Annotated in this window: 28 protein-coding genes, 1 pseudogene and 2 riboswitches; of the genes and pseudogenes, 14 read left to right on the top strand and 15 right to left on the bottom strand. The window is 39.1% G+C overall.

Annotated elements, in window-relative coordinates:
* Positions 1-159 precede the first annotated feature (159 nt).
* A complete protein-coding gene (locus SLP02_RS01220) occupies positions 160-1,209 on the top strand; it encodes a methyltransferase (protein WP_319418833.1) in 1,050 nt (349 codons plus the stop codon).
* 33 nt (positions 1,210-1,242) lie between these two features.
* On the opposite strand, the gene SLP02_RS01215 is transcribed toward SLP02_RS01220, so the two are convergent.
* The 3 genes from SLP02_RS01215 to SLP02_RS01205 all read right to left on the bottom strand — a co-directional run bounded on the left by SLP02_RS01215 (position 1,243) and on the right by SLP02_RS01205 (position 2,350).
* A complete protein-coding gene (locus SLP02_RS01215) occupies positions 1,243-1,731 on the bottom strand; it encodes a PIN domain-containing protein (protein ID WP_319418832.1) in 489 nt (162 codons plus the stop codon).
* Positions 1,731-2,042: a hypothetical protein gene (locus tag SLP02_RS01210; protein ID WP_319418831.1), complete on the bottom strand. Its 312-nt coding sequence runs from the start codon at positions 2,040-2,042 to the stop codon at positions 1,731-1,733. The genes SLP02_RS01215 and SLP02_RS01210 overlap by 1 nt, the downstream gene beginning before the upstream one ends.
* Positions 2,043-2,146: 104 nt before the next feature.
* Positions 2,147-2,350 carry a hypothetical protein gene (locus tag SLP02_RS01205; protein WP_319418830.1) on the bottom strand — a complete coding sequence of 68 codons (204 nt, stop codon included), beginning with the start codon at positions 2,348-2,350 and terminating at the stop codon, positions 2,147-2,149.
* 171 nt (positions 2,351-2,521) lie between these two features.
* Between SLP02_RS01205 and SLP02_RS01200 the strand changes: the two genes are divergently transcribed.
* Positions 2,522-3,559 carry a sodium/proline symporter gene (locus SLP02_RS01200; protein WP_319418829.1) on the top strand — a complete coding sequence of 346 codons (1,038 nt, stop codon included), beginning with the start codon at positions 2,522-2,524 and terminating at the stop codon, positions 3,557-3,559.
* Between the two features lie 8 nt (positions 3,560-3,567).
* Positions 3,568-3,903, top strand: coding sequence for a sodium:solute symporter family transporter (locus tag SLP02_RS01195; RefSeq protein WP_413467075.1), 336 nt, complete (start codon positions 3,568-3,570; stop codon positions 3,901-3,903).
* A gap of 163 nt (positions 3,904-4,066) precedes the next feature.
* On the opposite strand, the gene SLP02_RS01190 is transcribed toward SLP02_RS01195, so the two are convergent.
* On the bottom strand, positions 4,067-5,626 hold the full coding sequence (locus SLP02_RS01190; RefSeq protein ID WP_319418828.1) for an NAD(P)H-hydrate dehydratase: 1,560 nt from the start codon (positions 5,624-5,626) through the stop codon (positions 4,067-4,069).
* Positions 5,627-5,840: 214 nt separating this feature from the next.
* Between SLP02_RS01190 and deoC the strand changes: the two genes are divergently transcribed.
* From deoC to SLP02_RS01150, 8 genes are all read left to right on the top strand, one after another.
* Positions 5,841-6,515, top strand: coding sequence for a deoxyribose-phosphate aldolase (deoC, locus tag SLP02_RS01185; protein WP_319418827.1), 675 nt, complete (start codon positions 5,841-5,843; stop codon positions 6,513-6,515).
* 67 nt (positions 6,516-6,582) lie between these two features.
* Complete coding sequence (gene recO / locus SLP02_RS01180) at positions 6,583-7,446, top strand: DNA repair protein RecO (protein WP_319418826.1); 864 nt, start codon at positions 6,583-6,585, stop codon at positions 7,444-7,446.
* Positions 7,447-7,468: 22 nt separating this feature from the next.
* On the top strand, positions 7,469-8,860 hold the full coding sequence (locus tag SLP02_RS01175; protein ID WP_319418825.1) for an MFS transporter: 1,392 nt from the start codon (positions 7,469-7,471) through the stop codon (positions 8,858-8,860).
* A gap of 176 nt (positions 8,861-9,036) precedes the next feature.
* Complete coding sequence (locus tag SLP02_RS01170; RefSeq protein WP_319418824.1) at positions 9,037-10,203, top strand: glycosyltransferase family 4 protein; 1,167 nt, start codon at positions 9,037-9,039, stop codon at positions 10,201-10,203.
* Between the two features lie 94 nt (positions 10,204-10,297).
* Positions 10,298-10,373, top strand: a riboswitch (Glutamine riboswitch).
* A 31-nt stretch (positions 10,374-10,404) separates the two neighbouring features.
* A complete protein-coding gene (locus SLP02_RS01165; RefSeq protein WP_319418823.1) occupies positions 10,405-10,767 on the top strand; it encodes a DUF4278 domain-containing protein in 363 nt (120 codons plus the stop codon).
* A 313-nt stretch (positions 10,768-11,080) separates the two neighbouring features.
* Complete coding sequence (locus SLP02_RS01160) at positions 11,081-11,581, top strand: hypothetical protein (protein WP_319418822.1); 501 nt, start codon at positions 11,081-11,083, stop codon at positions 11,579-11,581.
* 6 nt (positions 11,582-11,587) lie between these two features.
* On the top strand, positions 11,588-11,968 hold the full coding sequence (locus SLP02_RS01155) for a hypothetical protein (protein WP_319418821.1): 381 nt from the start codon (positions 11,588-11,590) through the stop codon (positions 11,966-11,968).
* 17 nt (positions 11,969-11,985) lie between these two features.
* The gene (locus SLP02_RS01150; RefSeq protein ID WP_319418820.1) at positions 11,986-12,432 is read left to right on the top strand and encodes an HNH endonuclease; all 447 of its coding nucleotides are present in this window, start codon (positions 11,986-11,988) and stop codon (positions 12,430-12,432) included.
* 35 nt (positions 12,433-12,467) lie between these two features.
* Here SLP02_RS01150 and SLP02_RS01145 read toward each other — a convergent pair whose 3' ends face one another.
* The 5 genes and pseudogenes from SLP02_RS01145 to speB form a co-directional block, all read right to left on the bottom strand.
* Positions 12,468-13,970: a sodium:solute symporter family protein gene (locus SLP02_RS01145; protein ID WP_319418819.1), complete on the bottom strand. Its 1,503-nt coding sequence runs from the start codon at positions 13,968-13,970 to the stop codon at positions 12,468-12,470.
* A gap of 76 nt (positions 13,971-14,046) precedes the next feature.
* Entirely contained in the window at positions 14,047-14,748 is a 702-nt protein-coding gene (gene hypB, locus SLP02_RS01140) for a hydrogenase nickel incorporation protein HypB (protein WP_319418818.1), read from the bottom strand.
* Between the two features lie 114 nt (positions 14,749-14,862).
* Positions 14,863-15,216: pseudogene (gene hypA / locus SLP02_RS01135) on the bottom strand (hydrogenase maturation nickel metallochaperone HypA); the annotation flags it as partial.
* Positions 15,203-15,973, bottom strand: a complete 771-nt coding sequence (locus tag SLP02_RS01130) for a class I SAM-dependent methyltransferase (RefSeq protein ID WP_319418817.1) — start codon at positions 15,971-15,973, stop codon at positions 15,203-15,205. The pseudogene hypA and the gene SLP02_RS01130, both read right to left, overlap by 14 nt.
* Before the next feature lie 238 nt (positions 15,974-16,211).
* A complete protein-coding gene (speB, locus tag SLP02_RS01125; protein WP_319418816.1) occupies positions 16,212-17,405 on the bottom strand; it encodes an agmatinase in 1,194 nt (397 codons plus the stop codon).
* Between the two features lie 72 nt (positions 17,406-17,477).
* Positions 17,478-17,614: riboswitch (guanidine-I (ykkC/yxkD leader) on the bottom strand.
* A 252-nt stretch (positions 17,615-17,866) separates the two neighbouring features.
* On the opposite strand from speB, the gene SLP02_RS01120 reads away from it, so the two are divergent.
* Positions 17,867-18,829, top strand: a complete 963-nt coding sequence (locus SLP02_RS01120; protein WP_319418815.1) for a glycosyltransferase family 2 protein — start codon at positions 17,867-17,869, stop codon at positions 18,827-18,829.
* Between the two features lie 91 nt (positions 18,830-18,920).
* On the opposite strand, the gene SLP02_RS01115 is transcribed toward SLP02_RS01120, so the two are convergent.
* The 3 genes from SLP02_RS01115 to purE form a co-directional block, all read right to left on the bottom strand.
* Positions 18,921-19,841, bottom strand: coding sequence for an o-succinylbenzoate synthase (locus tag SLP02_RS01115; RefSeq protein ID WP_319418814.1), 921 nt, complete (start codon positions 19,839-19,841; stop codon positions 18,921-18,923).
* 53 nt (positions 19,842-19,894) lie between these two features.
* Positions 19,895-20,767, bottom strand: coding sequence for a beta-carotene hydroxylase (gene crtR / locus SLP02_RS01110; RefSeq protein WP_319418813.1), 873 nt, complete (start codon positions 20,765-20,767; stop codon positions 19,895-19,897).
* 200 nt (positions 20,768-20,967) lie between these two features.
* Positions 20,968-21,459, bottom strand: a complete 492-nt coding sequence (gene purE / locus SLP02_RS01105; RefSeq protein ID WP_319418812.1) for a 5-(carboxyamino)imidazole ribonucleotide mutase — start codon at positions 21,457-21,459, stop codon at positions 20,968-20,970.
* Positions 21,460-21,574: 115 nt separating this feature from the next.
* Here purE and nagA point away from each other — a divergent pair, with 115 nt between their 5' ends.
* Positions 21,575-22,720: an N-acetylglucosamine-6-phosphate deacetylase gene (gene nagA, locus SLP02_RS01100; RefSeq protein ID WP_319418811.1), complete on the top strand. Its 1,146-nt coding sequence runs from the start codon at positions 21,575-21,577 to the stop codon at positions 22,718-22,720.
* 357 nt (positions 22,721-23,077) lie between these two features.
* Here nagA and SLP02_RS01095 read toward each other — a convergent pair whose 3' ends face one another.
* Together SLP02_RS01095 and SLP02_RS01090 are read right to left on the bottom strand one after the other, a co-directional pair.
* The gene (locus SLP02_RS01095) at positions 23,078-24,244 is read right to left on the bottom strand and encodes an outer membrane protein assembly factor BamB family protein (RefSeq protein ID WP_319418810.1); all 1,167 of its coding nucleotides are present in this window, start codon (positions 24,242-24,244) and stop codon (positions 23,078-23,080) included.
* Positions 24,245-24,364: 120 nt separating this feature from the next.
* Positions 24,365-24,730 carry a DUF6464 family protein gene (locus tag SLP02_RS01090; protein ID WP_319418809.1) on the bottom strand — a complete coding sequence of 122 codons (366 nt, stop codon included), beginning with the start codon at positions 24,728-24,730 and terminating at the stop codon, positions 24,365-24,367.
* Between the two features lie 225 nt (positions 24,731-24,955).
* Between SLP02_RS01090 and SLP02_RS01085 the strand changes: the two genes are divergently transcribed.
* Positions 24,956-26,089 carry a glycosyltransferase gene (locus SLP02_RS01085; protein WP_319418808.1) on the top strand — a complete coding sequence of 378 codons (1,134 nt, stop codon included), beginning with the start codon at positions 24,956-24,958 and terminating at the stop codon, positions 26,087-26,089.
* 49 nt (positions 26,090-26,138) lie between these two features.
* Here SLP02_RS01085 and SLP02_RS01080 read toward each other — a convergent pair whose 3' ends face one another.
* Entirely contained in the window at positions 26,139-26,810 is a 672-nt protein-coding gene (locus tag SLP02_RS01080) for a DevA family ABC transporter ATP-binding protein (RefSeq protein ID WP_319418807.1), read from the bottom strand.
* Positions 26,811-26,823: the final 13 nt, after the last annotated feature.

Here is a 26,823-nt window from a genome sequence, read left to right as displayed (position 1 = left end):
AAACTGTCGAGGGCGAGCATTAAACATTTATCAATTTGTAGGGTGGGCAAGTCTAAAATTCAAATTGTACAACAAGTTCAATAAGCCGATTTTGCCCACCTCGCTAAAACATTAAATCATTAAATATTGTACAGACTGTTTTAATAATCAGTAATCAAAATGGTATCTACTCGCGCAAATCCCAATACCGAAGCAAAAAAAAGAGCTTTCGATCTAATGTTGACCTTTGTAAAAAGTCAATGTCTTTATACAGCAACTCGTTTAGGAATTTTTAATTTACTTGATGATATTGGAGAACAAACTGTAGAGAGTTTGGCAGATAAAACAAATACTGATACCGAACGACTGTACTTTATTCTCCGCGCTTTAGCTCATGTTGAGGTATTAGAAGAAAAAGCAGGACGAGTATTCGCAGCTACAGAAACATCCACCTTATTAGTAACCAACAAAGAACCGTCCGTAGGGCATTTAGCAATGCACCTCATTGAACCTGCACAGTGGGATGCTTGGAAAGTTTTACCAGAGGCATTAGCCAAGGGTGTAGTTCCTTTTGAGTTGGCTAATGATAAAGGTGTTTATCAATACTGTTACGACAACGACTGGAGTAAAGATACTTTTATCAAAGCCATGAGTTTCCTAACCAACTCACAGGTAGATGGTTTGCTAGATGCCTATGATTTTGGTCAGTATGAAACGGTAATGGATGTCGGTGGTGGACAGGGCGGCTTGATAGCCAACATCGTTAAACGTTATGGCTGTAAGGGGATTTTGTTTGATGTGCCTGATGTTGCAGAAACAGCCAGGGAATATATTGGCAGTTTGGGTGTCGATCCAGATGATATTGAAATCAAAACTGGAGATGTCTTTCAAGAGATACCAAAAGGGGCAAATGCGATCGTCATGAAGCACTTTATCTCTGCCTGGAGTGACGAAGATGCGATGAAAATTTTGGCAAACTGCAAAGCAGCATTACCCGATGATGGCAAACTAATCCTTCTACAGTCTTTTGTTCCCGATATCGATGAACCTAAAACCGAAGCGGATGGAATAATGCCAGGTATTTTTGCGGTACAAATAAATGTCGCTACTCCTGGTGGTGGTTGGCGCACTAAAAAACAGTTTCAAGAATTGTTTGCCAAGAGTGGTTTTAAACTCGAACAGGTTATTAAAACCAATAATAGCCTATCAGGAATGGAATTTAGTTTATAGCGATCGCAATCGTAGTTTCAGCAGTTATTAATTCTATAATGTTCGCAAGTTATTAAAATTAATAGCGTCAATTCCTTGTGCTTTTAAATGAAGTGATAGCTTTAAATCATCAGTTAAAACAAGATATTTATCTTTAGCAAGATACATAATTGCACAGTCGGTCAAACCAAAACGAGCAAACAATTCGTGCTTGGCAACAGAACCACTATCGAGGCATTGTTCGCTAATTCCCGCAATTAGCCCAGCAAATATGTTTAGACATTGCGATCGCTCAGGTTCTCCTAACTGATTAGCTAGGCTATTAACTTCGGTAAGAATATTTGGAGTTGTAATTACTTTTTGAAAACTATTAACTAACTGAAAAAGAAGATCATAATCTTCAGGAATAAATTGTGCAGTTCTCTTAAACCGAGGAATTCTGTCACGGTTGACTAAGCCAATCAAATATAAAAGCAAAATATTTGTATCAATTAAAATTCCTTTAACACTATATTTAGATAATAATGCTGAAATTTCAGTCATTACAGTTTGTAAATTTTCATCGATACGACTTCCCCTGTCGATGAATCTACCTTGAAAATTTTGTAGTCTCTCCTCATAGTCGCTGGTTTCTCTGCTTTAGCGAGGATACCACCCATAAGTGCAGATACATATTGTTCTCGTGGATCAATCTTACGATTAAAACCAATAGTAATTAACCAATATTTCTCATCCTCTGATAACTCAGTTTCTTCAACCATTGCTCCTTCTAAATTATTTTCGAGAATATCATTGAACTCAACGATATAATCTTGAACATTCTGAACAGCTTTTCTTAAATCAATTTTGGGCATACTTCTTTATGTTTTCAATAAAATTATCAAACAGTAAAATATCTTGCCACAGGATGATAGGTAATAATGGCTATAGTAGATTGTTCGGGATAAAGTTGCTTAAACTATTTTTGAATGATGTTATAACCTGTTACTACTCTTTGACCATTAGAATAAGTTGTCCAAATCCACTCCACTTCTTCATTTTCGTTTAATTCAACACTAATTACAGTAGAGGGAATATTAGTCGCAGTAGAGTCTAAAGATAAGCTTGGTTGAGGTGCTGTGACAATTCTTTTTTGATTTTCTTGGCTGTTAGCAACAATCATAATGCTCTCTCATTTTCGCTAAATTAAAAGATAATACAGACTATTTTGAGAAAATATAATTTTCTGAAAAATTGAGTTTACTTACCTATAATAGCATTTACTTTTAAATGGGGAAATGCTATTATACCGAGCCTTTTGCTTCATTTCATTAGACATCTAATCTAATTTTTTATGGCTTTGACCCTAATTTCCTTTTTATTTTTTCTGCTATTATTTACTATTGTAGGTACTTATGCAGCAACTCAGAAGCAAGACAGTACGAGTGATTACCTACTTGCAGGGAGAAATGTTAATCCTTGGGCGATCGCTTTATCTGCTTTATCTACTGGACAAAGTGGGTTTTTATTTACTGGGCAAGTAGGATATGCTTACACTCAAGGTTTATCAGCAATTTGGCTAGCGATCGGCTGGGCGATCGGCGACTATCTAGCTTGGACGTTCGTTTTTAAGCAATTACGCCAAGTTTCAGAAGCATCTGACTCTGAAACTGTGCCTGCATTTCTGGCACAAAAGCAACCCGGTTATCGCTGGATCTCTGTTATTTCAGCGTTGATTACAATTTTCTTCTTGGGTGCTTATGCAGCAGCGCAACTGCTAGCAGGAAGTAAAGCATTAAATAGTCTTTTTGGTTGGGATTATGCTTGGGGGATTATCATTGGTGCAATCATTGTAGTTGTCTACTGCTTCTCTGGAGGCATTCGCGCCTCAATTTGGACAGACTCAGTACAAACTATTGTGATGATTGGTGCGTTGCTACTGTTGTTTACCGTCACTATCTTTGCAGGTGATGGAGTTGGTAACATATTTACCAACTTAAGACAGATAGATGCAAACTTGGTAGCTTTATTTCCGAGCGATTTAGCCTGGGGATTTTTGCCATTCTTCATCGGCTGGCTAGTAGCGGGATTTGGTGCTGTTGGACAGCCTCACATACTAGTCAGGGCTATGGCACTAGATTCGGCTGATAATATGAACAAAGCACGAAATATCAGAACTATTTGCGGTTTTATTACTGCTTTTACTGCCATTTTTATTGGCTTTGCAGCCAGAACAATATTACCAAACTTAAGCGATCCAGAGTTAGCTTTGCTCGATTTATCTCAGGAATTGTTACCAGGAATATTAGTCGGAGTAATGTTAGCTGGCTTATTTGCTGCTGTACTATTTCTACTGCCGATTCTCAAATACTGTCTTGTTCTGCTGCTTTAACTCAAGACTTGTTTCCAGGATTAGCCAAGTCCTATAAATACGCCAAAATAGGTACTTTAATTGTTACCGCAATTGTCTTAATAATTGCGCTTGCTAATAACGATAGCGTATTTGGTTTAATCACCTTTGCTTGGTCGATTTTAGCTTCTGGTTTGGGAGTCTTGCTAATATTAAGGTGCTATGAAAAACCTGTCTCTACTCCTGCTGCGATCGCCATCATGATTTCAGGTATCGTAGTTTCTCTACTTTGGAAATTAGGCTTAGGATTATCAGATGCAGTGTATGAAGTCTTTCCAGGTATGACTGCGGGATTTAGTTGTTTATTTGATATCTACTATGTTTAATCAACAAAAAAAAGTTTGATTGCCACTAAATGAAATTGAAGGAGTTTAAGAAAGAAAGCGATCGCACTAAAGGTAGAATTTATGCTTATACCGATAATTATGTTACACAGAAAATATAATTGTATTATTAAATACTACTTAGATGATAATTGCCAAATGTAGATCAATCTGGAACTTTTGATGAATATCTGCTAATTGCTTTAGTTAAATAGTGAGCCAAAGTAGTTGCATCTACACCTAATTCAGAATATTCTTGCGCTGCCATAATTCCTGCTTGAGCGTGCCACCAGGCAGCACTAGCCACAATATTAAATAAATTATTGCTTTTTATTTTTGTTCCTTGAGCAACTAAACCGCCAATCAAACCTGTTAAGACATCGCCACTACCACCTCTGGCTAAAGCTGGAGTACTCGCAGGAATTAACCAAGTCAAACCATCAGGATTAGCGATCGCTGTTTTTGCTCCTTTTAAGAGTACGGTAGCCTGGCTTTGTTTGGCTGCGGTCGTTACTGCATTGAGGCGGTCATTTTCTAAGTCGCTAATCTCAGGAAACAAGCGTTTAAATTCTCCCGAATGGGGAGTTAGGACGGTAGGAGCATCTCTTTGAGTTAAAATTTCTGTTGCTCCTTGTTCTGCCACAAAATTTAAACCGTCAGCATCTAAAATAAGAGGACATTCTGATTGCAATGCTTTTTCCACCACAGACTTAGCATCGCTACTTAAACCAGGACCACAGGCGATCGCTGTAAACTGACTTAAATTAGCTGTAGAAAAAGGTAAAGAGGCGATCGCACCCTCTTTGTTTTCAGGACAGCTAACTACTAACGCTTCAGGTAAATGACTAATCAGTAAGTTTTTCAACGATTCTGGCACAGCTATAGACAGCATTCCGACTCCACTAGCTCTTGCTCCTAGGGAGGTTAAAATAGCGGCTCCTGTATATTTGCGAGAGCCACAGATTAAGAGCAGGTGTCCTTGACGGTATTTGTAGGTAACTAAAGGACGAGGAAGAGGTAAAAATTGAAAGGCGATCGCTTTTGTTATCTGTTTTACTGGTGCTGGTTGAGGCAAAACAGACCAAATATGGTGCGGTAAAATACCTAAATCAATTCTTTCACTTTCACCAAAATACTCTAAAGCTAAATCCTGGAAAAAAGCTCGTTTCCACAAGCCTAAACAGAATGTGTGGCTTGCTTTGATAGCAGAACCTAATACTGCCCCTGTATCGGTATGTATTCCCGAAGGCAGATCGATACTGACTATTGGTTTAGACCAACTGTTGATTGAGTTTAAGGCTTCAATAATATTATCAGGCAAATCTCGTGTCAAACCAGAGCCAAACAAACCATCAACAATCAACTGACATTTTTTTAAAGGCTGAATCTCTTCATAAAATGTAATGCCCAAACTATTGGCATAGTTACAGTGTTGAGATGTCAACGTCTTTAACTTAAAAAATGGACGATAAATTTCGACCTGATATCCTGCTAAATGTAATTCGCGAGCAATTACCAAAGCATCTCCGCCGTTGTGTCCTGGCCCTACCAAAATTCCCACGCTGCCAAACTTAGATCGAGGATATAAACTTTGGATGCGCTCAGCACAAAGTCTTGCCGCTTTTTCCATCAATGCTGCCACAGGCATACCAGCGTTAAAAACCTGTTCTTCTATTTGCTGCATCTGAGAAGCAGAGACGACAATGGTTTCGACAACATTTTTCATAGCTATCCGCTCGACACTCTAGGACTTGCAAGGTATATCATCAGGTTATACCAATATCACCTCATAAGCCGATTAACATCTTAAGGCAGTAGTAGAGCGGACAAAAATTATTTTATTAAATACTACTATCTAATTTTGGGAATTTGCCCACCAATTTGAAACTGAAAATTTGCGACAATTATTTATATAGCTAGTCTGTTTATCAACAAAAATTATGTCTGCAAAGGATTTTAACATCGATATTGCTACCTACATCGAGCATACGCTGCTCAAGCCTAGTGCTATTCCCGAAGAAGTTAAGCAAGTCTGTCAGGAAGCTTGGCAATATGATTTTCCCTCGGTGTGTATTTACCCCATAGCAGTAACACAGGCAAAAGAACTATTACACGATAAAAAAACTCAAGTATGTACGGTAATTGGTTTTCCAAGTGGTGCTACTTCTTCAGCAACCAAGCTCTATGAGGCACAAGAAGCGGTGGAAAACGGCGCAACCGAGCTAGATGTAGTAATTAACCTTGGCTGGCTAAAATCAGGAGAATCAAGCAAAGTATACGACGAAATAGCCGAAATCTGCTCCGAAACTGGGCAAGTCATTAAAGCAATCTTAGAAACTACCGTTTTGACTAACGAAGAAAAAAGGCTAGCAGGAAAAATATGTATGGATGCGGGAGCAGCATACCTCAAGACTAGTACTGGCTGGTTTGGTGGCGCAACGGTTGAGGATGTAGAAATACTTAAGCAAATTACCAGAGGAGAAGTGGGTATTAAAGCATCAGGAGGCATTCGTACCTACGAACAGGCGATCGCTTTAATCCACGCTGGAGCAACACGTCTAGGTACATCTCGCGGTATCTATTTAATTCGCCAACAGAATGAATCAGCTAAATAATTACTGATTACTTAATACTGTAAGGGCGAAAAGCCGTTCGCCTCTAGCTTATTACTAATTACCGTTAATGAATCAAAAATATAAAGCCACGGGAATTATCTTGAAAGGCTCGTCAATCAAAGAAAACGATCGCCTGGTGACAATATTAACGCCAGAATATGGTATGATTCGGGCTGTTGCTCCTGGGGCAAAAAAGCTCAAATCTAGCTTGAGAGGAAGAACAGAGCTATTTGTAGTCAATGAACTATTGATTATTAAAGGGCGATCGCTTGATAAGATTATTCAGGCTGATACTCAGTATACTTATCCTGGTTTGAGTCGAGATATTGGTAAACTGGCTGCTGCTCAATATTTGGCAGAGTTAACTATATTTTTGGCGGTGGATGAACAACCTCAACCAGAACTATACGAATTATTAAATGAACATCTACGACGTTTAGAGAAGTTTCCAGTAGGCGAATCAGTGTACCCTTATTTAGCTCAAGGGGTATTTCATTTAATTGCGATCGCTGGTTTAAGTCCCCAGGTATTTGACTGCTGTTTGACACAACAACTTATTACTCCAGATCTAACTTCTGCTCAATGGCGGGTAGGCTTTAGTTTTGAAGCTGGGGGAATTGTCGATTTGAGAATGTTAAAACCAGAACAAAATAGAAAAACAGGTGAACATGATGATCACTCAGAAAATTATAATAGTCGTCTGCCCAAAATAGACCACCGAGTAAATAGTTTAGAGTTATCTTTGTTACAGCAGCTTAATCATCACCAACTACCCCCCGCAGCAAAATTTACTGCCGAGCAATTAAATAATTTTGATTTGCATACTGCCTGGATCAGAGTTGAAAGAATTCTGCGAGAATATATTCAATACCATATTGGTAGAACAATTCGTTCGGCTAATCTAGTAGATAACTTATACGTAGAGTTTTAGAATAAAATTAGCACTACTTACAATGCCACTGTCGGAATTAGAAACTTCAGAAAATACAATAAATAATAAAGTTACCGTAGAGCCAAAGCCCAGAGAAAAATCCCAAGGGTTTGCTCCTGTATTGAAAAATAGTCGCTTCCTGATCCTTTGGAGTGGTCAAATATTTTCTCAGCTAGCAGACAAAGTTTACTTAGTATTAATGATCGCCATTATTGCTAATCAATTTCAATTGCCCGATCAGCCAATTAGCCAATGGGTATCCCCTGTGATGATCGCTTTTACCATCCCTGCGGTTTTGTTTGGCTCTTTTGCGGGGGTATATGTAGATCGCTGGCAGAAAAAGTCAATTTTAGTTATTTCTAATTTATTAAGAGGAATATTAGTACTAGCCATACCGCCTCTATTACTCTTATCCCAAGGAAAAACTTTATTTGAAGGCGTTTCTTTAGGATTTGCCTTCATGTTAGGTATTACTTTTATTGTTTCTACCTTTACGCAGTTTTTTGCCCCCGCAGAACAAGCTGTAATTCCTCTAATCGTTAAAAAAAGAAATTTATTAGCAGCTAACTCCCTTTACACTACAACGATGATGGCGTTGCTAATTATTGGTTTTGCCATTGGAGAGCCATTGCTAAGTATTGCTGATAGTATAGCTGTTGAGATCGGTTTGCCTAGTCGTATAGGTAAAGCACTTTTAGTTGGTGGAGCTTACGCGATCGCTGGTATTATTTTATTAGCACTACAAACGGATGAACAACCTAAGTCAGCCGACGAAAAGCTGCCCCGCGTCTGGCAGGATATCAAGGATGGTCTTAAATATTTAGAACAAAATAGCACTGTACGCAATGCCCTGATTCAGCTAGTTATTTTGTTTTCTATCTTTGCTGCTTTGGCAGTTTTAGCGGTTAGCATGGCAGATCAAATTCCTCAGATCAAAGCCGAAGAATTTGGCATCTTGCTGGCAGCAGCAGGAGTGGGTATGGCTATTAGTTCAGCTATTCTCGGTAGTAAGGGAGAAAATCTCGATCCTACTCTATTGAGCTTAATCGGCTCAATTGGTGTAGCAGCATCTTTGGTAGGACTGTCTTTTGCTACCCAGAATCTCTGGTTTGCTTTAAGCATGATTACTTTGCTGGGTGCTTTTGCAGCTTTGGTTGGTGTGCCAATGCAAACTACCATCCAGTCTGAAACCCCTGTATCAATGAGGGGTAAAGTCTTTGGTTTACAAAACAACGCAGTTAATATTGCCCTTTCTTTACCTTTAGTATTAGCTACCGAAGCAGAGGCTCGTTTTGGATTACCTGCGGTGATGTTGGGCTTAGGAGCGATCGCAGCCCTAGGTGGAGTTTTAACCTGGTACATTCTTCAAGAAAGTAAACAATCCTCTTCTCAGCAATCCTCAAACAAAGCCTAAATTGGCTATTAATCATTATTAAAAATTAGAAAAGATTAAAATTTAATACTGGAAAGGCTGATTTTTGCAGTAATCAGCCAAACCGCACCCCTAATCTGGTAAATTAACTAAAGTCGATCGACAGTAATTAAAAATCAATTATTAATTGTCGTTGCTTAAAGGAAAAAATCATTTGAATGCACATCGCTTGGCTGGGAAAAAAATCGCCCTTTTGTGGCAATGTAACCTATGGTCGGGAAATAACTAACTCATTGTTAGACAGAGACTATAAGGTTAGCTTTCTGCATTTCTCTCAACCTCAGAGTGATTATAAACTTCACTGGGAGCATCAAACAAATCTTCATGACTCCTCTAACTGCCATGAAATTCCGCTGCCATTTATTTATAAATCTCAGGTTTACACTATTCCTACACTCAAGTCTAGTAAGATCTTGTTGCGATCGCTGCGTAAGCTAAAACCAGATTTAGTCCATGCTTCTTTAACTCTATCTCCTTTGGATTTTTTGCTGCCAGAGATCTGCGAGGAATTAAACATTCCCCTAGTTGCTACTTTTCATCCCCCTTTTGACAGCAAAATCCGCAATCTGAAGTCTAGTACCCAATACTTGACTTATCAGCTATATGCCCCCTTTTTAGCTCGTTACGATCGGGTCATTGTTTTTAGCGAAATTCAGCGAGATCTATTGATTAAACTGGGAGTACCAGGCGATCGCGTAGTTATTATTCCCAATGGCGTTGATGAACGTAAGTTTTCTCCTGGCTATTCCAGTCTTAAGTATCAGCTAAATGCCAAAAAACTATTTGTCTATCAAGGACGTATTTCTACCGAAAAAAATATTGAATCTCTCCTTAAAGCTTGGAAATCAGCCGACATGGGAGATGATTGTCAACTAGTAATGGTTGGCGATGGTCCGATTAGAGCCTCCCTTCAGCCTCATTATGGCAAAGAATACAATATTATCTGGCTTGGCTTTATTGCTGATGAACAACAGCGCATTAATATTTTAAGGGCTGCTGATGTGTTTATTTTACCGTCCTTGGTAGAAGGTTTGTCTATATCTCTCTTAGAAGCTATGTCTTGTGGGGTAGCTTGTCTAGCAACAGATGCAGGGGCAGACGGTGAAGTCTTAGAAGACGGCGCGGGAGTAGTATTAGATACCCAAAAAGTCGCAGCACAGCTAAAAATTTTGTTACCTTTGTTTCGTAATCATCCCGAAATGACCAGCTTGTTAGGCAACAAAGCTCGACAAAGAGTGTTAGAAAGATATACTCTTCATCAAAATATCAACAAGCTAGAACAAATGTATTTAGAAATAGCCAATAAAGAATTTGTTTCAGCTTAAATCAATTATTAGCTACCTAACTTGAAGAGAATTTAGTATTATCCCACCTTCTCAATCTGTAATTTATTGATTATCATAAGAGTAGAACTATTAAATCGTTCATCTTTCCTCTGCACTTATGAGAGAAGACGGAAGTAAGGAATAACTCAAGCATCCTGAAGGAACGCACCTCACAAAAATACAGTAACAGAGGTGACATCCATGAAGCTAACTTATCGGGGAGTGCCATACAACGAAGAGCATCAGACCCTTTCCGCACCAGCAGTAATAGTTGAAAACAGAGAGATTATCTATCGAGGAAATTCTCTTAGCGCGAGAATTAATCCTAAATTTCCCTGGCTGAACTATATCAAACAGCTATTCCAGAAGTCTGAATTAAGAGTTTTCGATCCGATCGCATTTTGGTATGACCACAAAAGAGAATTTATTCAAGATTGCTGGAATTTGGATCATATAGAAAAACTCGATTGCGCTTGGAATTTGACTTTACAAATTGAAAAAAGCAAGACTTTAAAGCAACAGAAAACCAAATTAAAATATCGTGGCGTAACCTATTATAAATAAGTAAAAGCGATCGCTCTATCTGTCAAGCAGTACAGCATCGGCTATAGGAAGATATCGATCGCTTTTACTTATAGCAGTCGAAGCAAAGGTTAAGACAGTAAATAATTATCTCGCGCAAAGCGGTGAGACCCCGCGTCGGCGAAAGACGCAAGGGAACGCTCACCAAGACAGACGCAGAGGCGCAGAGAGGTTAGAAGATGTCCTAATCTATTATTCGATTGCTATATTTTACTGGTTGATGATCGCGATCGCTTTCAAGCTGATAAAGAATACTTAAAATTAGACCAATCCTCACTAATTTTGAGATTTAACCGTGAATAAAAAAGAGGCGATTGAATTACTCAATCATGAAGGTTGGACGAAAGCCGATGCTCAAAGAGCTTTAGAATCAATTAATTTTAAAACCGATACTGATATTGATGAATTGTTTATTCGTCGTGCTGCATCGCAGTTTGCTGGTGCGGAATTATCTAATCGTCAGCGACTTCAGGCTGCTCAAAAAGGGATGGTCACCAAGCGCAATCAAGAAATTCAGTCATATATTGTGCAGATAGAAGAACTTACTCTAAAAATAGGCAGCAGCAACGGCGAAAATTCAGCAGAACTAGAAGAGCAAGTTAAGGAACTCAAAGATAAAATAAGCAACCTAGTTGAAGCTAACGATGTTCTTAAAAAAGACAACAAACATCTCAAAAATATAGTTGATGAAATTAGATTTAAATTAACCGTAGAAATTAAATCTTTGCTCAATTTAGAAAATATTTTAGAAATTAGAAAACGTCTGTTCGAGCTACTTAAATCTACTTTGGGTTAATTTTTCATGAGCAGTAAAAAATCATCAGCACGAACTTTTCGAGGCATGAGTTACCGCAAAGTTCAGCGTAAAAACTCTCGCGATCGCCAGCAATTAACTAAAGAAAATCAAACTTTGCTCAAGGTGCATAAGTATCGTAATCTTGGCTGGACAAATGTTATTAAGCTATTTGAAAAAATTAGGGAACTACAGGAACAAGAAACAGTTAAAAGCTTGAGTCTAGAAGAATTATTTATCGAGGCAGACCGTATCGGTAATAAATATTTTGATAGTCAAGAAATCAACCAGCGTAATCAAAGAATTGCTCAAGAATTAGATGAAATTGCCGATATTATCGACAGTCAATATCCCGACCAAAAGGTAGAAATAGTTGACTATAGTAAATGAATTTATATTAATTAATCATGGATTTAGAAAATAAAGAATTAAGCGAACTTTTTAAATTAGCCGATAAGATTGGTAGCCGTAGATATAACCGATTAACAACCCAAGACTTTCAAGAGTATTTAAAATTTAATTACTGGCGATATATAAACGGCGACTTTGAATGTGGTACTACTGCCGAAAGCAAAGCTTGGGTCACAGAACATTCTGACTGGTATTGCCCAATTTGTAGCGAAAAATATGGCGATCGCGGAGGTAAAACTATCGATCATAAGTTACCGCGATCGCAATATCCTTGGTTATCTTTAGAATGGTCAAATCTCTGGGTAATTTGTCGTACTTGTAACCGTGAAAAAGGGGAAAAGCACTGGTACGAATACGAACAATATATGTATCAGAAATATCCTCAAGATTATCCCGTAATTAAGGCTACTCGTCCAATCAAGCTACTGAACTCTCTAAAGTAAAAATTTATTTCTCTATCAAAGCGATCGCCATAATCTTAACCTCGATATATTTGCGCTTCTCTTTTGCTAGAACGTGCGCGCTCTCTTGTAGCTTTATTTCCTCCTGTCAGATTAGAGACGATAATAAATGCAGTTAATCCTACCAAAGGACTAATCAGAGTCGGAAAACCATCAAAATCTGCCGTAAAAATATCATTAGGAATATATAGCAGCGTATTGTCGATCCCAAAGGTAACAGGCATTAGCACAAAGAAAATTAATCGCGTCAGCGAACCTAAAACAATGCAGGATAGCGCACCCTGCCAAGTTGCCTTACTCCAGTAAATACCCCCAGCAAGAGGTACTAGAAGACCTGCGAAGCCGAGATCAAAAGCCAGTAGCAGCAAAACCCCAGTTTGAGGAACTTTGAGGGCAAAAATCACTCCCAAAGTGGTAATTACAAAAGCCATGGTACGAGTAATTAATAAAAGTCTGTCTCCTGCTGCATTGTTGTCATTGGCTTGAATCCCTACAATATTGTGGGCGATGACGGAAGAAGTGCCTAAAATTGCTCCATCAGCAGTAGAAAGAGAAGCAGAAAGGATTGCCATAATAACTATCAATCCCAGTAGGGGAGGTACCACACCATCAATTAAGGCATACAAAATGGGACCATCAGGAGTAATCCCCGCATCAGCGAGAATTTGTGGTGCAGAAAGAGCAATAAGAGAAAAAGGAATACCAATAATCAAAGTACCAGCACAGCCAATTAAACAGGCTCTTTGTGCGGTTTCGGGGCTTTTAGCTGCAAAGATGCGTGCCATAAAGTCGATCGCCACGATATCTCCCAATCCCAATGCGAGTAGAGTTGCCCAGTTAACTACTGCACCAGCACCAGGATCGGTTAATTGTGCAAAAGCCAATGGACCAGTATCGGCAGGAATTTCTAACCCAAAATTAACAGCGATAAAAGCCAGTAAACCTAATGAACCAATAAGAGCGATACCAACTTGAATAGCGTCAGTATATGCCACAGCAAACAGCCCACCGCTAGCAGTATAGATAAAGACCACAATTGCTAACAGTATTACCCCAGCCGTATAGCTCGTGCCGAGAAAAGCCTCGAACATATATCCCCCTGCCACTAAATTACCAGCTAGCAGAAAAGAAAAACTCAGCACCATTAACAGCGATGCCACTACTTCAGTGAGATGATTGTATTTAACTCTATAAAAATCTGGCAGAGTAATTAAACCCATACGGTTCATTGGTTTAGCAAAAAATAGGGCAGTTAAAAACAAGCACAGTGCTAACCCAATTGGTAAAGATGCCCCAGCCCAAAAACCAAACTCGGCTACCAAATCAGTATTGCCCAAAGTGGCATTAGAGTCTACTGACTGCGCCATCAAAGTCGCTGCTGCTAAAGGCAAAACTAGCCCTCTTCCTGCAACTAGATAGTTTTCGCTATCTCCCTTAACTTGTTTGGCAGCCCATAGTCCAATTGCTAAAGTACCAACCAAAAATACGATAATTCCCCAGAACAGAAGTTTTGTTGTCATAATTATAATACTGGTCAATTTTGATCGTCATGTATTTGATATTTGTTGGGGCGAATGGCAGTTCACCCCAACTTCTTTAAACTTTTGTTGCCAACTGGTTGGCTTGGTTTGCTTTTAGACTTTGACCGACCCAATCAAACCACTGTTGCAAACCCTCGCCTGTTTTCCCTGAGAGGTAGATAATGGTTACGTGGGGATTCATCTGCCGTACATTGTCAGCAATGCGATTAAGGTCAATGTCTAAATAGGGTGCTAAATCGGTTTTGGTAATTAACAGGCAATCTGCTTGCTGGAACATCACGGGATATTTTAAGGGTTTGTCTTCTCCTTCGGTGACGCTGAGTAAAGCCACCTTAGCGTGTTCGCCTACTTCAAATTCGGCGGGACAAACTAAGTTCCCCACGTTTTCTACAAAAACTAAATCGAAATCGCTGGGATTGTATTGATGTTGAAGAGTGTGAATGCCTCCCGCGACCATCTTGGAATCTAAATGGCAAGAACGTCCAGTGTTAATTGGAATTACAGGAACATCATATTTACGAAGGCGATCAGCATCCAGTTCGGTGGTCATATCTCCTTCAATGACTACGAGCTTAAATTTAGCTTTTAATGCAGCTAATGTTTGTTCGAGAAGAACAGTTTTTCCCGCCCCAGGACTGCTCATAATATTGAGACAGGTAATACCCCAGCGATCGAAGTGTTCTCGGTTATGGTCTGCGCCTTCTTGGTTGGCGTGGAGTAAATTAAGCTCAATTGCAGCGTCAAATGTTTGGTGCATTTTTTCAATTAATAGTAATTAGTAATCAGTAGGGGCGAACGGCCCTTCGGGTTCGGCACTTTTCTCAAGTCGGGGAACCCGCCCAACGAAAGTGCCTCTCCGTTCGCCCTTACAGGAATTTGCAGAATATTCAATGCGATCAATTTTTAGTTCTCGACCAGAGCGAATATCTTCCATAGGAGATTTACAATCGGGACAGCTATATTGCAGTCCAATTTCGGGTGTGTACTCGTGTTGACAGGCATGACAAAAAGCAATTAAAGGAATGTCGCGAATGGCTAGTTCCACTCCTTCCAAGAAAGTATTGCGAGTTTGAACTTCAAAGGCAAACTGCAAACTTACGGGTTCGACACAGGTAAACTTGCCAACTACTAAATGAATCTTGTCTATTTTTAGTGGTTCGGATTGAGAATAATACCAATCTTTAACCGTTAAGATTAAAGCCTTGGTCATATCAGTTTCGTGCATTTGTTAAATAAACGTTAGTTTGATATTGCAGGTAAACTAAACCCAATTTATCGCTATATTTCTGGTGTAAATTAGTTAAATTATTAACCAGTTGTTGATGTATATCTCCTCTTTTAGGTATATAGGAAGCACTAAGAGCTAACCCAATTAATTGTTCTTTAGTCATAGCTTGCTGATAGGGAAAACTATAGCGAACCAGATTGGTAAACCAAGAATTAATTAGCTCATAACTATATCCATCGAGACGAGAGTGAATGGGGCTGTTACCAGATGCTTGAGTAATAATCTTTCCATGTTGACGAGTAAATTCGTCTTTTCCATTAATGTCGCGGTCATTCCAAATTAGAGCGATTTTGCCTTGAGATTTAACAATACGGGCAACTTCGGTTAAAGTTAGTTCGGGATTAAACCAGTGAAAAGCCTGAAAACAAGTAACTAAATCGACTGAATTGTTATTTAATTTAGTACTCTCAGCATTACCATCTTTAAACTGAATTAATGGATGAGGAGTTGCTACTTCTCTCATGGCTAAATTAGGCTCGATCGCTTTTACCCTAACTCCTCTATCGGCTAGCAAGCGAGCAGAAATACCAGTCCCCGCTCCGATATCGGCAGCTATTAACTGAGATGGTGCGCTCAATTCATCTAAAATACAGTCTATAGCCTCAGATGGATAACTAGGTCGATATTTAGCATAATCTTCGGCGCGATCGCTAAATCGCTCTTGAGGATTCATTTGATATAGATTGTCCGTCATTTATCTCATCCTTGGACTAATAAGTAGTTCTTAGTTTTATAGCAACCGAACTATAGATTAAGACATTTAAAATATCTCTTAAATCTCTTTGCGTCTGTCTTGGTGCGCGTTCCCTTGCGCCTTACGTCGACGCGGGGTCGCACCGCTTTGCGTCTCTGCGCGAAACAAATAATAGTTGTCTTAACCTTTGCTTCGACTGCTATACCTTATCTTCCCCCTACTTCCTCTGCACCTCTGCTTATTGCCAAGGTTCATCGACTACTTGGGCTTCGTCGTGAATATAAGAGGGCTTTTCTGTACGAGGTAACTGTCCCGATATAATTAAATGTGCCATTGTGTCGCAGATTACGCGGGTTGCCATTAATGCCGTCATGTCGCTAACGTCATAGGGTGGAGAGACTTCGACAACTTCTATTCCGCATACGGTGGTATTTTGAACAATCCTCTTGAGTAAATGCAAAACTTCGCGGGGCAACAATCCGCCAGGTTCGGGCCAACCAGTACCAGGGACAAAACCTGCATCGATGCAGTCAATATCAAAGCTAATCCAAACGCAATCCGTACCGTCTGAAGCTCGCTCTATAGCAAAATCTGCTGCTGCATCTAAGCCCATTTCCACAATGTCGGTTACGGTCAAAATATTAGTCGCTCTTTCTCGACATACTTTTACTCCTGGGCGGGGTACTTGCCAGCCACCGATGCCCATTTGCACTAAGTTTTTGGCGGGAGCATTTACCATATTGGTCGCATGAAACCAAGGACAGGTGTGCATTCTTTCATCTAAATCAGTTTCTTGGGTATCGGCATGGCGATCAAAGTGAATAATACCAACTTTCTTATCTCCTAGATGACGACAAACAGCCCTAACTGTAGGAAAGCCAATGGAATGATCGCCTCCTAAGATAATCGGAAATGCTCCCGAACTAAAAACGTGTGCCACACCTTTGGAAATCTGATCGAAAGACTTTTCATTATTAGCAGGAATAGTAAATATATCTCCCACGTCGCAGAGAGTAATTTGTTCGCGTAAATCTACCCCCAGCTCAAAGTTATAGGGGGTGTATAAAGCAGAAATTTTGCGAATACCTTGAGGCCCAAACCTTGTGCCAGGGCGGTAGGTAGTCCCAGAATCATGAGGAACGCCAATGATTGCTACGTCGTAATTGCCTACTTGATTTACATTCTCCAAATAGGGAGCTTTCATGAAAGTATTAATTCCTGCATAGTGGGGCAATTCTCCCCGCGAAAAAGTAGAAATAGTTCGGTCATTTATACTTTCTGCTGCTTCTAAACCATATTCTAAGCCTTGGTCTACTTCTTGCTGCCAGCCTGTAAGGGGTAGCTGTCTTTCTTTGTCTAACGCTTTTTGCGCTTCACTGCTGTATTCATTTTCATTGTTATTAGGTGGTTGAAATGGGGGTTGTCCGCTCATTAAATTATTTCTCCACAATTTGCTATAAATTAAAAAACCCAGGAAGTTCGACACTTAGTATAAAGCATCGAATCCTCCCGGGCTTTTTTCCCGCCGTGGAGCTACCTAGTAGTAAAATCTACTGAAATTATTAACTTTGTAGGTAGCTTGCTTCTCTCGGACCAGCCATTTATTAGTTGCCTTAAATCGGAACCCTAGAAGCTATCTGAAATTTTTCTTACACTCAAGATACTTACTTGCTGTAGACAAAAATGTATAACTTGTTACCGTAGCTGTATCTAAATGTCATGGTTTACTAACTAAAATCATGTATGAAGAGTAGACTTTTGAGGATATACGTATAACCTATAAATTCAGTAATGCTAATTAGCCTCATCCGTGATCTTTTCTTACGAAGTTTGCTCAACGGGGGGAATCCCCGCAACGCAACTTCGCGCTTATCCCTCATTGCTTGAATACTTATGATCAAAGTTAGTGTAATTATTCCCGCCTACAATGGCGATCGCTTTATTGGCGAAGCTATAGATGGTATTTTGGCTCAAACCTATACAGACTATGAAATTATAGTAGTAGATGATGGCTCGACAGATAACACCCGTCAAGTTGTCAAACAATACGGCGATCAAATTAAATATCTCAGCCAAACCAATCAAGGAGTTGCTGCTAGCCGTAATCTTGGCTTAAAAGTATCTCAAGGGGAATATGTTGCTTTTTTGGATCAGGATGATGTTTTTCTGCCTCGTAAGCTGGCTTCTCAAGTAGCTTTACTAGAACAAAATCCCTCTTTGGGCATGGTTAATAGCGGTTGGCAAATCGTTAATGAGCAAGGCGAAGTAGAGGCTGCGGTGCAGCCCTGGCAACACATTCCTAATCTCAGTTTGGCTGATTTAATTGTCTGGAAACCTGTGTTTTTGGGGGCAATGTTGTTTCGTGCTGCTTGGCTAAAGCGATCGCCTGGCTTTGATACCAGCTTAGAACAAACACCTGATGTAGATTTGGTATTACGCTTGGTTGCCATGGGTTGTACTGCTGCCTGGGTAGAACAAACGACTGTAAAATATCGCCAGCATGAAGCGAATGCCTCTAACAATACCCTGCTACAGACTCAAGAATTAGATCAGATTGTCACCAGATTTTTTGCTCAATCGAACTTACCTCCAAAAGTTAAAGCCTTAGAGGCGAAATCCCGTTGCCAAACTCTAATCTGGAGTGCTTGGCGATTATATCAAACAGGACATTTGACCAAAATGAATTACTATCTCTATCAGTCTTGGTTTCACAGTCCCAAATATCCGACAAAAATTATTTTTAACTGGATTAAATCTTTTAAAAACTATTCTGCTGAATATGGCAAAGAGTTTGATGTTCTCTCTCTTACTTCATCTCTTGAGTGGCAAAACCTGATGCAGAAATGTATTTTCTAGTGCAGTTTAAAGATTATGCCCACACTAGATATGACTATTAGGACTTACGCACCCAATTTTCGATTCACTGCGTAAGTCCTAGCTTAATAAGCTAGTAAAAATGGTCGATGCCAAAACCTACTGCACGAGGATGATTTAACCTGTGAGCAAGGTCGATCGCTGCACTACGAGCGACCTTGGTTTCAAACACTGAAGACAAGACAATATCTAGAGAGTTACTGGTACAAAACTCCTCGATTCTGCTAAGAAAACCCATAATTGCTGCTTTAATGACAAATACTCCTCGCCATTTTTGCTTATATGCTTGCTGGAGTTTTTCAAAGCTAGCAACAGACTCATCCAATGCTATTCGGGTATTGTATTCTTGGCTTAATTTTAGGATTTCAGTAAAACAGTCAGGAGGTAGTGGCTGTTCTACAAATTCAATCGCTGGTAATTGATCTGTCACTGCTAACCAAGTTTTTGCCTGAGTTAAATTTAACCCCCCATTAGCATCAAGTCTTAATTTAATGTGTGCGGGAAAGCTCTTAACTAATTGTTTTAAAATCTCAATTTCTGTTGCTAAAGGATACACGCCAATCTTCCACTTAAAGGTAGAATTTGATTGAGCCTGATAAATTGACTGCCAGCTTGTTAAAGCCAACTCTCCTGCGGGCAAAAGATAACAATAATCAAGATTACGATTAGTATAGTTAGCTAATCCTAAAGGTTGCTTCAGGTTTAATAAGGCTGACTCAAAAGCAAATTGACAGCACCGCAGGCGATCGCTAATACTGAAAATATCTTGTACTTTGACAGTATCTCCCAACTGCTGACAGAAACTTAATGCTTGAGACATAGTTTCTGAGCCAAAAGAAGGCAAAGGAGCAATTTCCCCTTGAGCAATGCCTGTTGAATCTTCTAAGCTAATAATAATACCCTCACGTATTTGCCAAAGACCATGACTAGTACGCAAGGGTTGCTTAAAACGACGTTGATAAATATCAAATTTAAATTTAAACTTATCGACCATTTTGCTCTGCAAAACTAGGAAAGCTTATAGCTTAAAGCTAACTGCTTCGCAGTTTAATGTTTACGAAAGCGAATTCCTAAAAATATATCGTATAAAAAGCTAAAAAAGTTTTTATTCCATAGACCTAAAGATTGTTCACAGCCTTTGGCATCTAATAAGGGCTTAGTCTTGTAATAGGCTGCTTGATACTTATACCAGGGAATAGAAGGCCATAAATGATGAACCAGATGATAGTTTTGCCCCAAAATAAGCAAATTTAAAACTGCACTAGGATAAACTCGCGAATTTTTCCAGCGATCGCGTTCTTGAAACGGACGATGGGGTAGATAATCAAAAAACAACCCCAATGCCATCCCTACTACCATTGCTGGTACAAACCAAAAGTTCATTACATAACCGATGAAGTCATAATGAATCCCTAAAGCAACTATAGTAACGAGAAACAATCTGCTGAGAAACCATTCTAGCAATTCATATTTGCGCCATAGTTTTCTTTGAAAGAAAAAAAACTCATGATAGAAAAAACGGGCGGCAATAAGCCATAATGGACCACCCGTAGAAACAAAGTGGTCAGGGTCGTTTTCAGGATCATTTACGTGAGCGTGGTGTTGCAGATGCACTCTGGTAAACACAGGGAAAGCAAAACCCAGCATCAAAGCACTACAATGCCCCAAGATAGAATTAATTATACGATTGCTGTGAGCGCTATTGTGAGAAGCGTCATGAATAACTGTTCCTGACAAATGTAGTGCTAGGACATTAGCTATAAAACAACACCAAGCTGTGAATCCCCATCGAAAATAACCAGTGGTCGAGATAGTTAGCAACATAATTGCTGCAATCACCATCAACACATTGGGATTGAATCCACCAGGAGCTTTTAAATACTCTCTTGGTACTGTTCGCAGTGTCTGAGCCGACTGCATCTTTTCTTTTGCTCCTCTTACTTTTGATATAGTTTGATATATGACGTTTCTCAGGTAGTTTACACTAATTCTTAGCTATGGTAAAGAAATGTAAAGTTTTCCTGCTGATTTCTCATTTAAGAACCGATTTTCTTATTTGCTAATATTGAGCATACGGTTTAATTCTACAAGAACAAGCCATAAACAAGAATCGGTGAATATTACATTTCTTTGAGATATGCTTGATACCCCAATCTATCAAGCCGATCTTGTTTGTCAAGCACGGTTTGCGCTAAATTTTGCCGATACTGCTCTACTTTTTTTTGCAGTTGGCGATCGCCCGTAGCCAAAATTTGCACGGCTAATAATCCTGCATTCTGAGCATTGCCAATAGCGACGGTAGCAACAGGAATACCTCTAGGCATTTGCACAATAGAATATAAAGAGTCAACTCCATTTAATTGACGAGTAGTAACAGGAACACCTATAACAGGCAAAGGAGTGAGAGACGCTACCATCCCTGGTAAATGCGCTGCGCCCCCAGCACCTGCAATAATCACCTTGATCCCTTTTTGGTGTGCATTACGGGCATAACTAACCATTCTCTCTGGAGTCCGATGGGCAGAAATGATTGCTACTTCATGAGCAACATTAAAATCCTCACAAACAGCGATCGCTTTTTCCATCGTCGGCAAATCAGAATCACTGCCCATAATAATTCCAATTAACGGCGTAGTTTCAGTCAATATTTTCTACCAATTCTGAATTATGTATTTTATCTTGTTTGGCAACCTTTATTAATATTAAATAAAAAAAGCAACGCTATAAATGACAGTCAGCCAATTAATCGTCAATGCCCGTCTTGCTGGACATGAGACTTTACAACAAGTTGCTATTGAAAACAAAAAAATAGCCAAAATTGCTCCTCAGCTAGCCTGTCAAGCGTCAATTATAGACTTAGATGGCGATTGGCTGTCCTTGGGAGGAGTAGATTTACAAATCAATGGAGGCTTGGGTTTGGCTTTTCCCGATCTAGAAGCAAAAGATTTACCCAAACTAAAACAAATCTGTGACTTCCTTTGGCAGCAGGGAGTAGATGGCTTTTTACCAACTATTGTGACCACGGCGGTTGACAAAATACAGTGCTCGCTAGCTACCATAGCCCAATTTATGGCAAACCAAGATAGTTTACAAGATACGGCACAAGTTTTGGGAGTTCATTTAGAAGGGCCATTTTTGAACTATCAAAAGCGAGGCGCACATCCAGAACAATATTTATTGCCTTTAACTATCGCCAATCTTAAAAGTGTTCTAGGAAACTATAGCCACGTTGTTAAGGTGATGACTCTCGCGCCAGAATTAGACAGCAGCCGAACAGCAATTAATTATTTAACGGAAGAAAATATTATTGTTAGTCTGGGGCATTCTCTAGCTACAGCTACGATCGCAAAAACAGCATTTAAGCAGGGTGCATCAATGGTGACTCATGCTTTTAATGCCATGCCTACTCTGCACCACCGCGAACCAGGATTATTGGGCGAAGCAATTGTTGATCCTCATGTGTATTGCGGTTTAATTGCTGATGGTAATCATGTATGTCCAACAATGTTGGAAATTGTTCTAAAAGCCAGCAATTATGATCGGGGAATCTTTTTAGTTAGCGATGCTCTATCGCCTATTGGTTTAGCTGACGGGGATTATCCCTGGGATGAGCGCAAGATTACTGTTACAGAGGGTATCGCTCGATTACCTGACGGTACACTATCAGGCACAACTTTACCTTTGTTAGTCGGCGTAACCAATTTAGTCAAGTGGGGTTGCGATGTCGAAAAAGCGATCGCTATGGCAACAGAATCTCCCCGCAAAGCAATCAATTTATCAGGAATTGGTATTGGACAACCAGCTAACCTGTTACGTTGGCATTGGGATAAACAACAAAAATTATCTTGGACGAGACTCAATTTAATTAGGTAAAAAGAAGGATAGAAAACATCATAAGGAAAAGAAAAAAAATACATTTCTTATCAACATAAAAAACTTTTACTTGACTTAATATTTTATTTGGTTTACAGCGTGCAATTATTGGCGAAACTAAAAGTATCACTGAAGCAAAAATAGTACATAATCTCATACCTAGTGATCAATATTCTATTTTTTCAGCTATTGCTAGATGTGGCATCGCCGAAAGAATAAAAGAGAGTACAGAAAGGATGCTTTGTAGAAGAAGTAATGACTTTTTTTTATGGTCGATGTACTGATTAAAGCACAAATAATTATATTTTCACTAATCATTTGCGGCAAAACAAATTTCATTAACTAAAAGTCATATTTTTAATGTAGAGCATAAAGATATCCATTCTTACACCCAACGTATATTACACTTTCATAAATTATTGGAGTCGAAAACTTTTCGGTACGAAATGTAGCTCCTGTTAATTTAGATAAAATTTGTTCTCCCAATTTACCAATCAAAAATTGTGGTTCTAACATTATATTTTCAGGCAAAGGAGTTGAAAATTGCCAAAGCTCTTTTCTCGTACTTAAATCTAATGCTTGTAAAAATCCTTGACCTCCAATGTAAATTATGTTTCCTACCATTACTGGACTAGAAAGATACTTCACATCACTTTGAAATGCCCACAAAGTTTTTCCTGTTTCAATATTTAAAGCGGACAAAGGAGTATTAGAACCACAAATATATATGGCTTTTTCAGTAACTATAGGTGCGTATAAACACATTCCCTTGTCTTTAAATGTCCAGATTAATTCTCCTGTCTGAAGGTTCAAAGAATAAAGAGTATTATCACTGCTGATGATGTAGACTGACTGATTAGCGATCGCTGGAAAAGAAGGCGAAAAAGGCTTTAAACCGCCAATTTCATACTTCCATTTTTGTTGTCCTGTTGATAGGTCAATGGCATATAAATAGCCATCGCCACTAGCTACACAAATAATGTCATTTTGAAGTGCAGGAGGAGTCAATGGCATATTTTTAGTTGTCTTGAAACTCCACACCAATTCTCCTGAAGAAATATCTATTCCGTAAAGATAGCCATCTGTTGCGCCGATATAAACTACTCCTTGGGATACTACTGGTGATGAAGGCACAGAACCATAAATTAAAGATGATGGTTGAAATTCTAGTTTAAATTGCCATAACTCTTGTCCAGATTTAATATCTATTGCTCTAAGATATTGATCTGTTATCGCTCCATTAAATTTAAGGCTAATGACATAAACTATTCCATCACAAATTGTTGGGGAAGAGGAAATTTTTTCGCCTAGCTGATATATCCACAATTGTTGTCCAGTTTCAGAATCCAATCCATATACATGGCGATCGCTACTAGCAATACAAACTATCCCCTCTCCAGCAGTAAAACCAAAACACCAAGTCAAAAAATCAGGAGATTTAGGCGATCGCCACTTAAGTCTATTGAATTGACGAATTTCTGACGTACTATAAACTCCAGTTCTTTGAAAGTTAGAGCGAAACATAATTTCAAGTTCTCAAGTTAATTTTATATTCTTAGTTTTCAGAATAGTTTCTCCATAAATCAGGACGCTATAATCATTTTCAACTAGAATGAATTGTGATTCTTAAAATTAAGTCACGTACTAATTGTCTATTGGTTCAAAATAACGACATCCTTTACAAGGACCTTCAGGGACAACCGCACAGCGCATAATTTCTGAGCGAGCATTAAAGCGACAGTTAGCGTTGCCAACTACATAGCGATCGCCAATTAAAGTAGTTTCTTCTGGTCTTTTTGATTCTTGGACATGAAGAGTGGCTTTATTAAAACGATAGCCACCTACCCGATATTGATAAAAGTGATGACGTTCAAGGATGGCATAGGTTTTACCCTCATAATCCATATAGCCGCCTGGCTGAAGTCGGCGATCAATATTAAGCTTGGCAATACATTGACGAGCAGGTGTCAGAATAATTTCTGTCGGTAATAAATTTTTCTTGATCGACATAAATCCGTATCAAAACTTTAAGAGTCATTGAAAAATACTAACCTGTTCTGGTTTTTCTCGGCAGCAGTTTTTGCTTTGTTAAGACAATTAATGAGAACATAAGAAATTGTTAGCATATTTCGCCAAAAATAGCTGTAAAATCTTAATCAAGATTAAAAATTGCAACCTACAGTATTACTAAATTATCTTCTACTCTGGACTGACTCTATTTATAATTGACAAATTATGCGTATTGCCCTTTTTACAGAAACGTTTTTACCAAAGGTTGATGGTATTGTTACTCGTCTTAAACATACGATTGAGCATTTAGAAAGAAATGGCGATCGCGTTTTAGTAGTTGCGCCAGAAGGTGGCTTAAGCGAGTATAAAGGAGCAAAAGTATATGGTGTGCGTGGTGTTCCTCTGCCTTTATATCCAGAACTCAAATTAGCTTTGCCTCTAGGAACAAAAAATGCGATCAAAGAATTTCAGCCAGACTTGATCCACGTAGTAAATCCTGCATTTTTAGGAGTGGGCGGTATTTACTACGCTAAAACCATGAACATACCTTTAGTAGCTTCTTATCATACTCATTTACCTCAATATCTTCAGCATTACGGCTTAGGTGCTTTAGAAGGGCTGCTGTGGGAATTATTAAAGGCTGCTCATAATAAAGCTAGATTAAATCTTTGTACCTCTAGCGTGATGGTCAAAGAATTAGTCAATCATGGCATTGAAAGGGTGGACTTGTGGCAACGGGGGGTAGATACAGAAATGTTTCAGCCTCATTTAGCTTCTGCCCAAATGCGATCGCGCCTATCTCAAGGAAACCCTGATGCTCCTTTATTGCTCTATGTTGGTCGAGTCTCAGCAGAAAAGCAGATCGATCAGATCAAGCCTGTACTCGAAGCCATTCCCGAAGCTCGTTTGGCTATAGTGGGAGACGGTCCTAGCAGAGAGTCATTAGAGGCGCATTTTGCAGGTACAAAGACTAATTTCGTTGGTTATTTACAAGGATTAGAATTAGCCTCGGCTTTTGCTTCTGCTGATGCTTTTGTATTCCCTTCCCGCACCGAAACCCTAGGCTTAGTTTTACTCGAAGCAATGGCTGCGGGTTGTCCTGTAGTGGCTGCTCGTTCGGGCGGTATTCCTGATATTGTGACAGATGGAGTGAATGGTTATTTGTTTGAACCAGATGATCCTGATGGTGCAATTAACGCCACCAAATCTTTGTTATCAGCTACAAAAATAAGAGAAAAATTACGTCAAAATGCTCGCTCTGAAGCTGAACAATGGGGTTGGGCTGCTGCTACTAGGCAGCTACAGGAGTATTATCGTAGCGTCGTGAGTGCAAAATATAATTTATCTTCTGCTGCCTAAATACTTGATTATAAAAGTTACCAAGCTGCCCATACGGATATTTGTCGACTCAATTTTGAATCAAACGACCATCTTCCAGATAAACAAGGCGATCGGCAATATCTAAAATACGGTTATCGTGAGTAACTAAAAGAATGGTACAACCTTGTTCTTTAGCTAACTGCTGCATTAACTCTACTACATCCCGCCCAGATTTTTTATCGAGTGCAGCAGTCGGTTCATCTGCTAAAACTATTTTAGGATTACTAACAAGGGCGCGGGCGATCGCAACTCTTTGTTTTTGTCCTCCTGATAAACTTTCAGGATAGTAATCAACCCGATTTTCTAAGCCAACTTTTTCTAAGATAGCGATCGCTTTATTATCTAAATCTCGATCTGAAATTTCGTTATGCAATTCTAAAGACATACGCACATTTTCTTTAGCTGTTAAAAAGGTCATTAAATTATGCGCTTGAAAAATATAACCAATCTGACGGCGAAGTTGGGTTAATTGTCGTTTACTAGCATTGTAGATTTCTTGTTTTAATATTTTTAAACTTCCTGCTTGTGCCGAGCGCAAGCCACCCATTAAGGTTAAAAGAGTAGTTTTACCAGAACCAGAAGGCCCTGTCATAATTACAATTTCTCCTGTTTTGATCTCTAAATTGATATCGAATAAGACCTGTTTGCGAAGCGCGCCTGCACCAAAATAGTGATTGAGATTGTCGATAGAAATAATCATTTTAGTTTGCTAC

The sequence above is a fragment of the Pleurocapsa sp. FMAR1 genome (assembly GCF_963665995.1).
Classification (GTDB): domain Bacteria; phylum Cyanobacteriota; class Cyanobacteriia; order Cyanobacteriales; family Xenococcaceae; genus Waterburya.
This window is presented reverse-complemented; position numbering and strand designations above follow the sequence as displayed.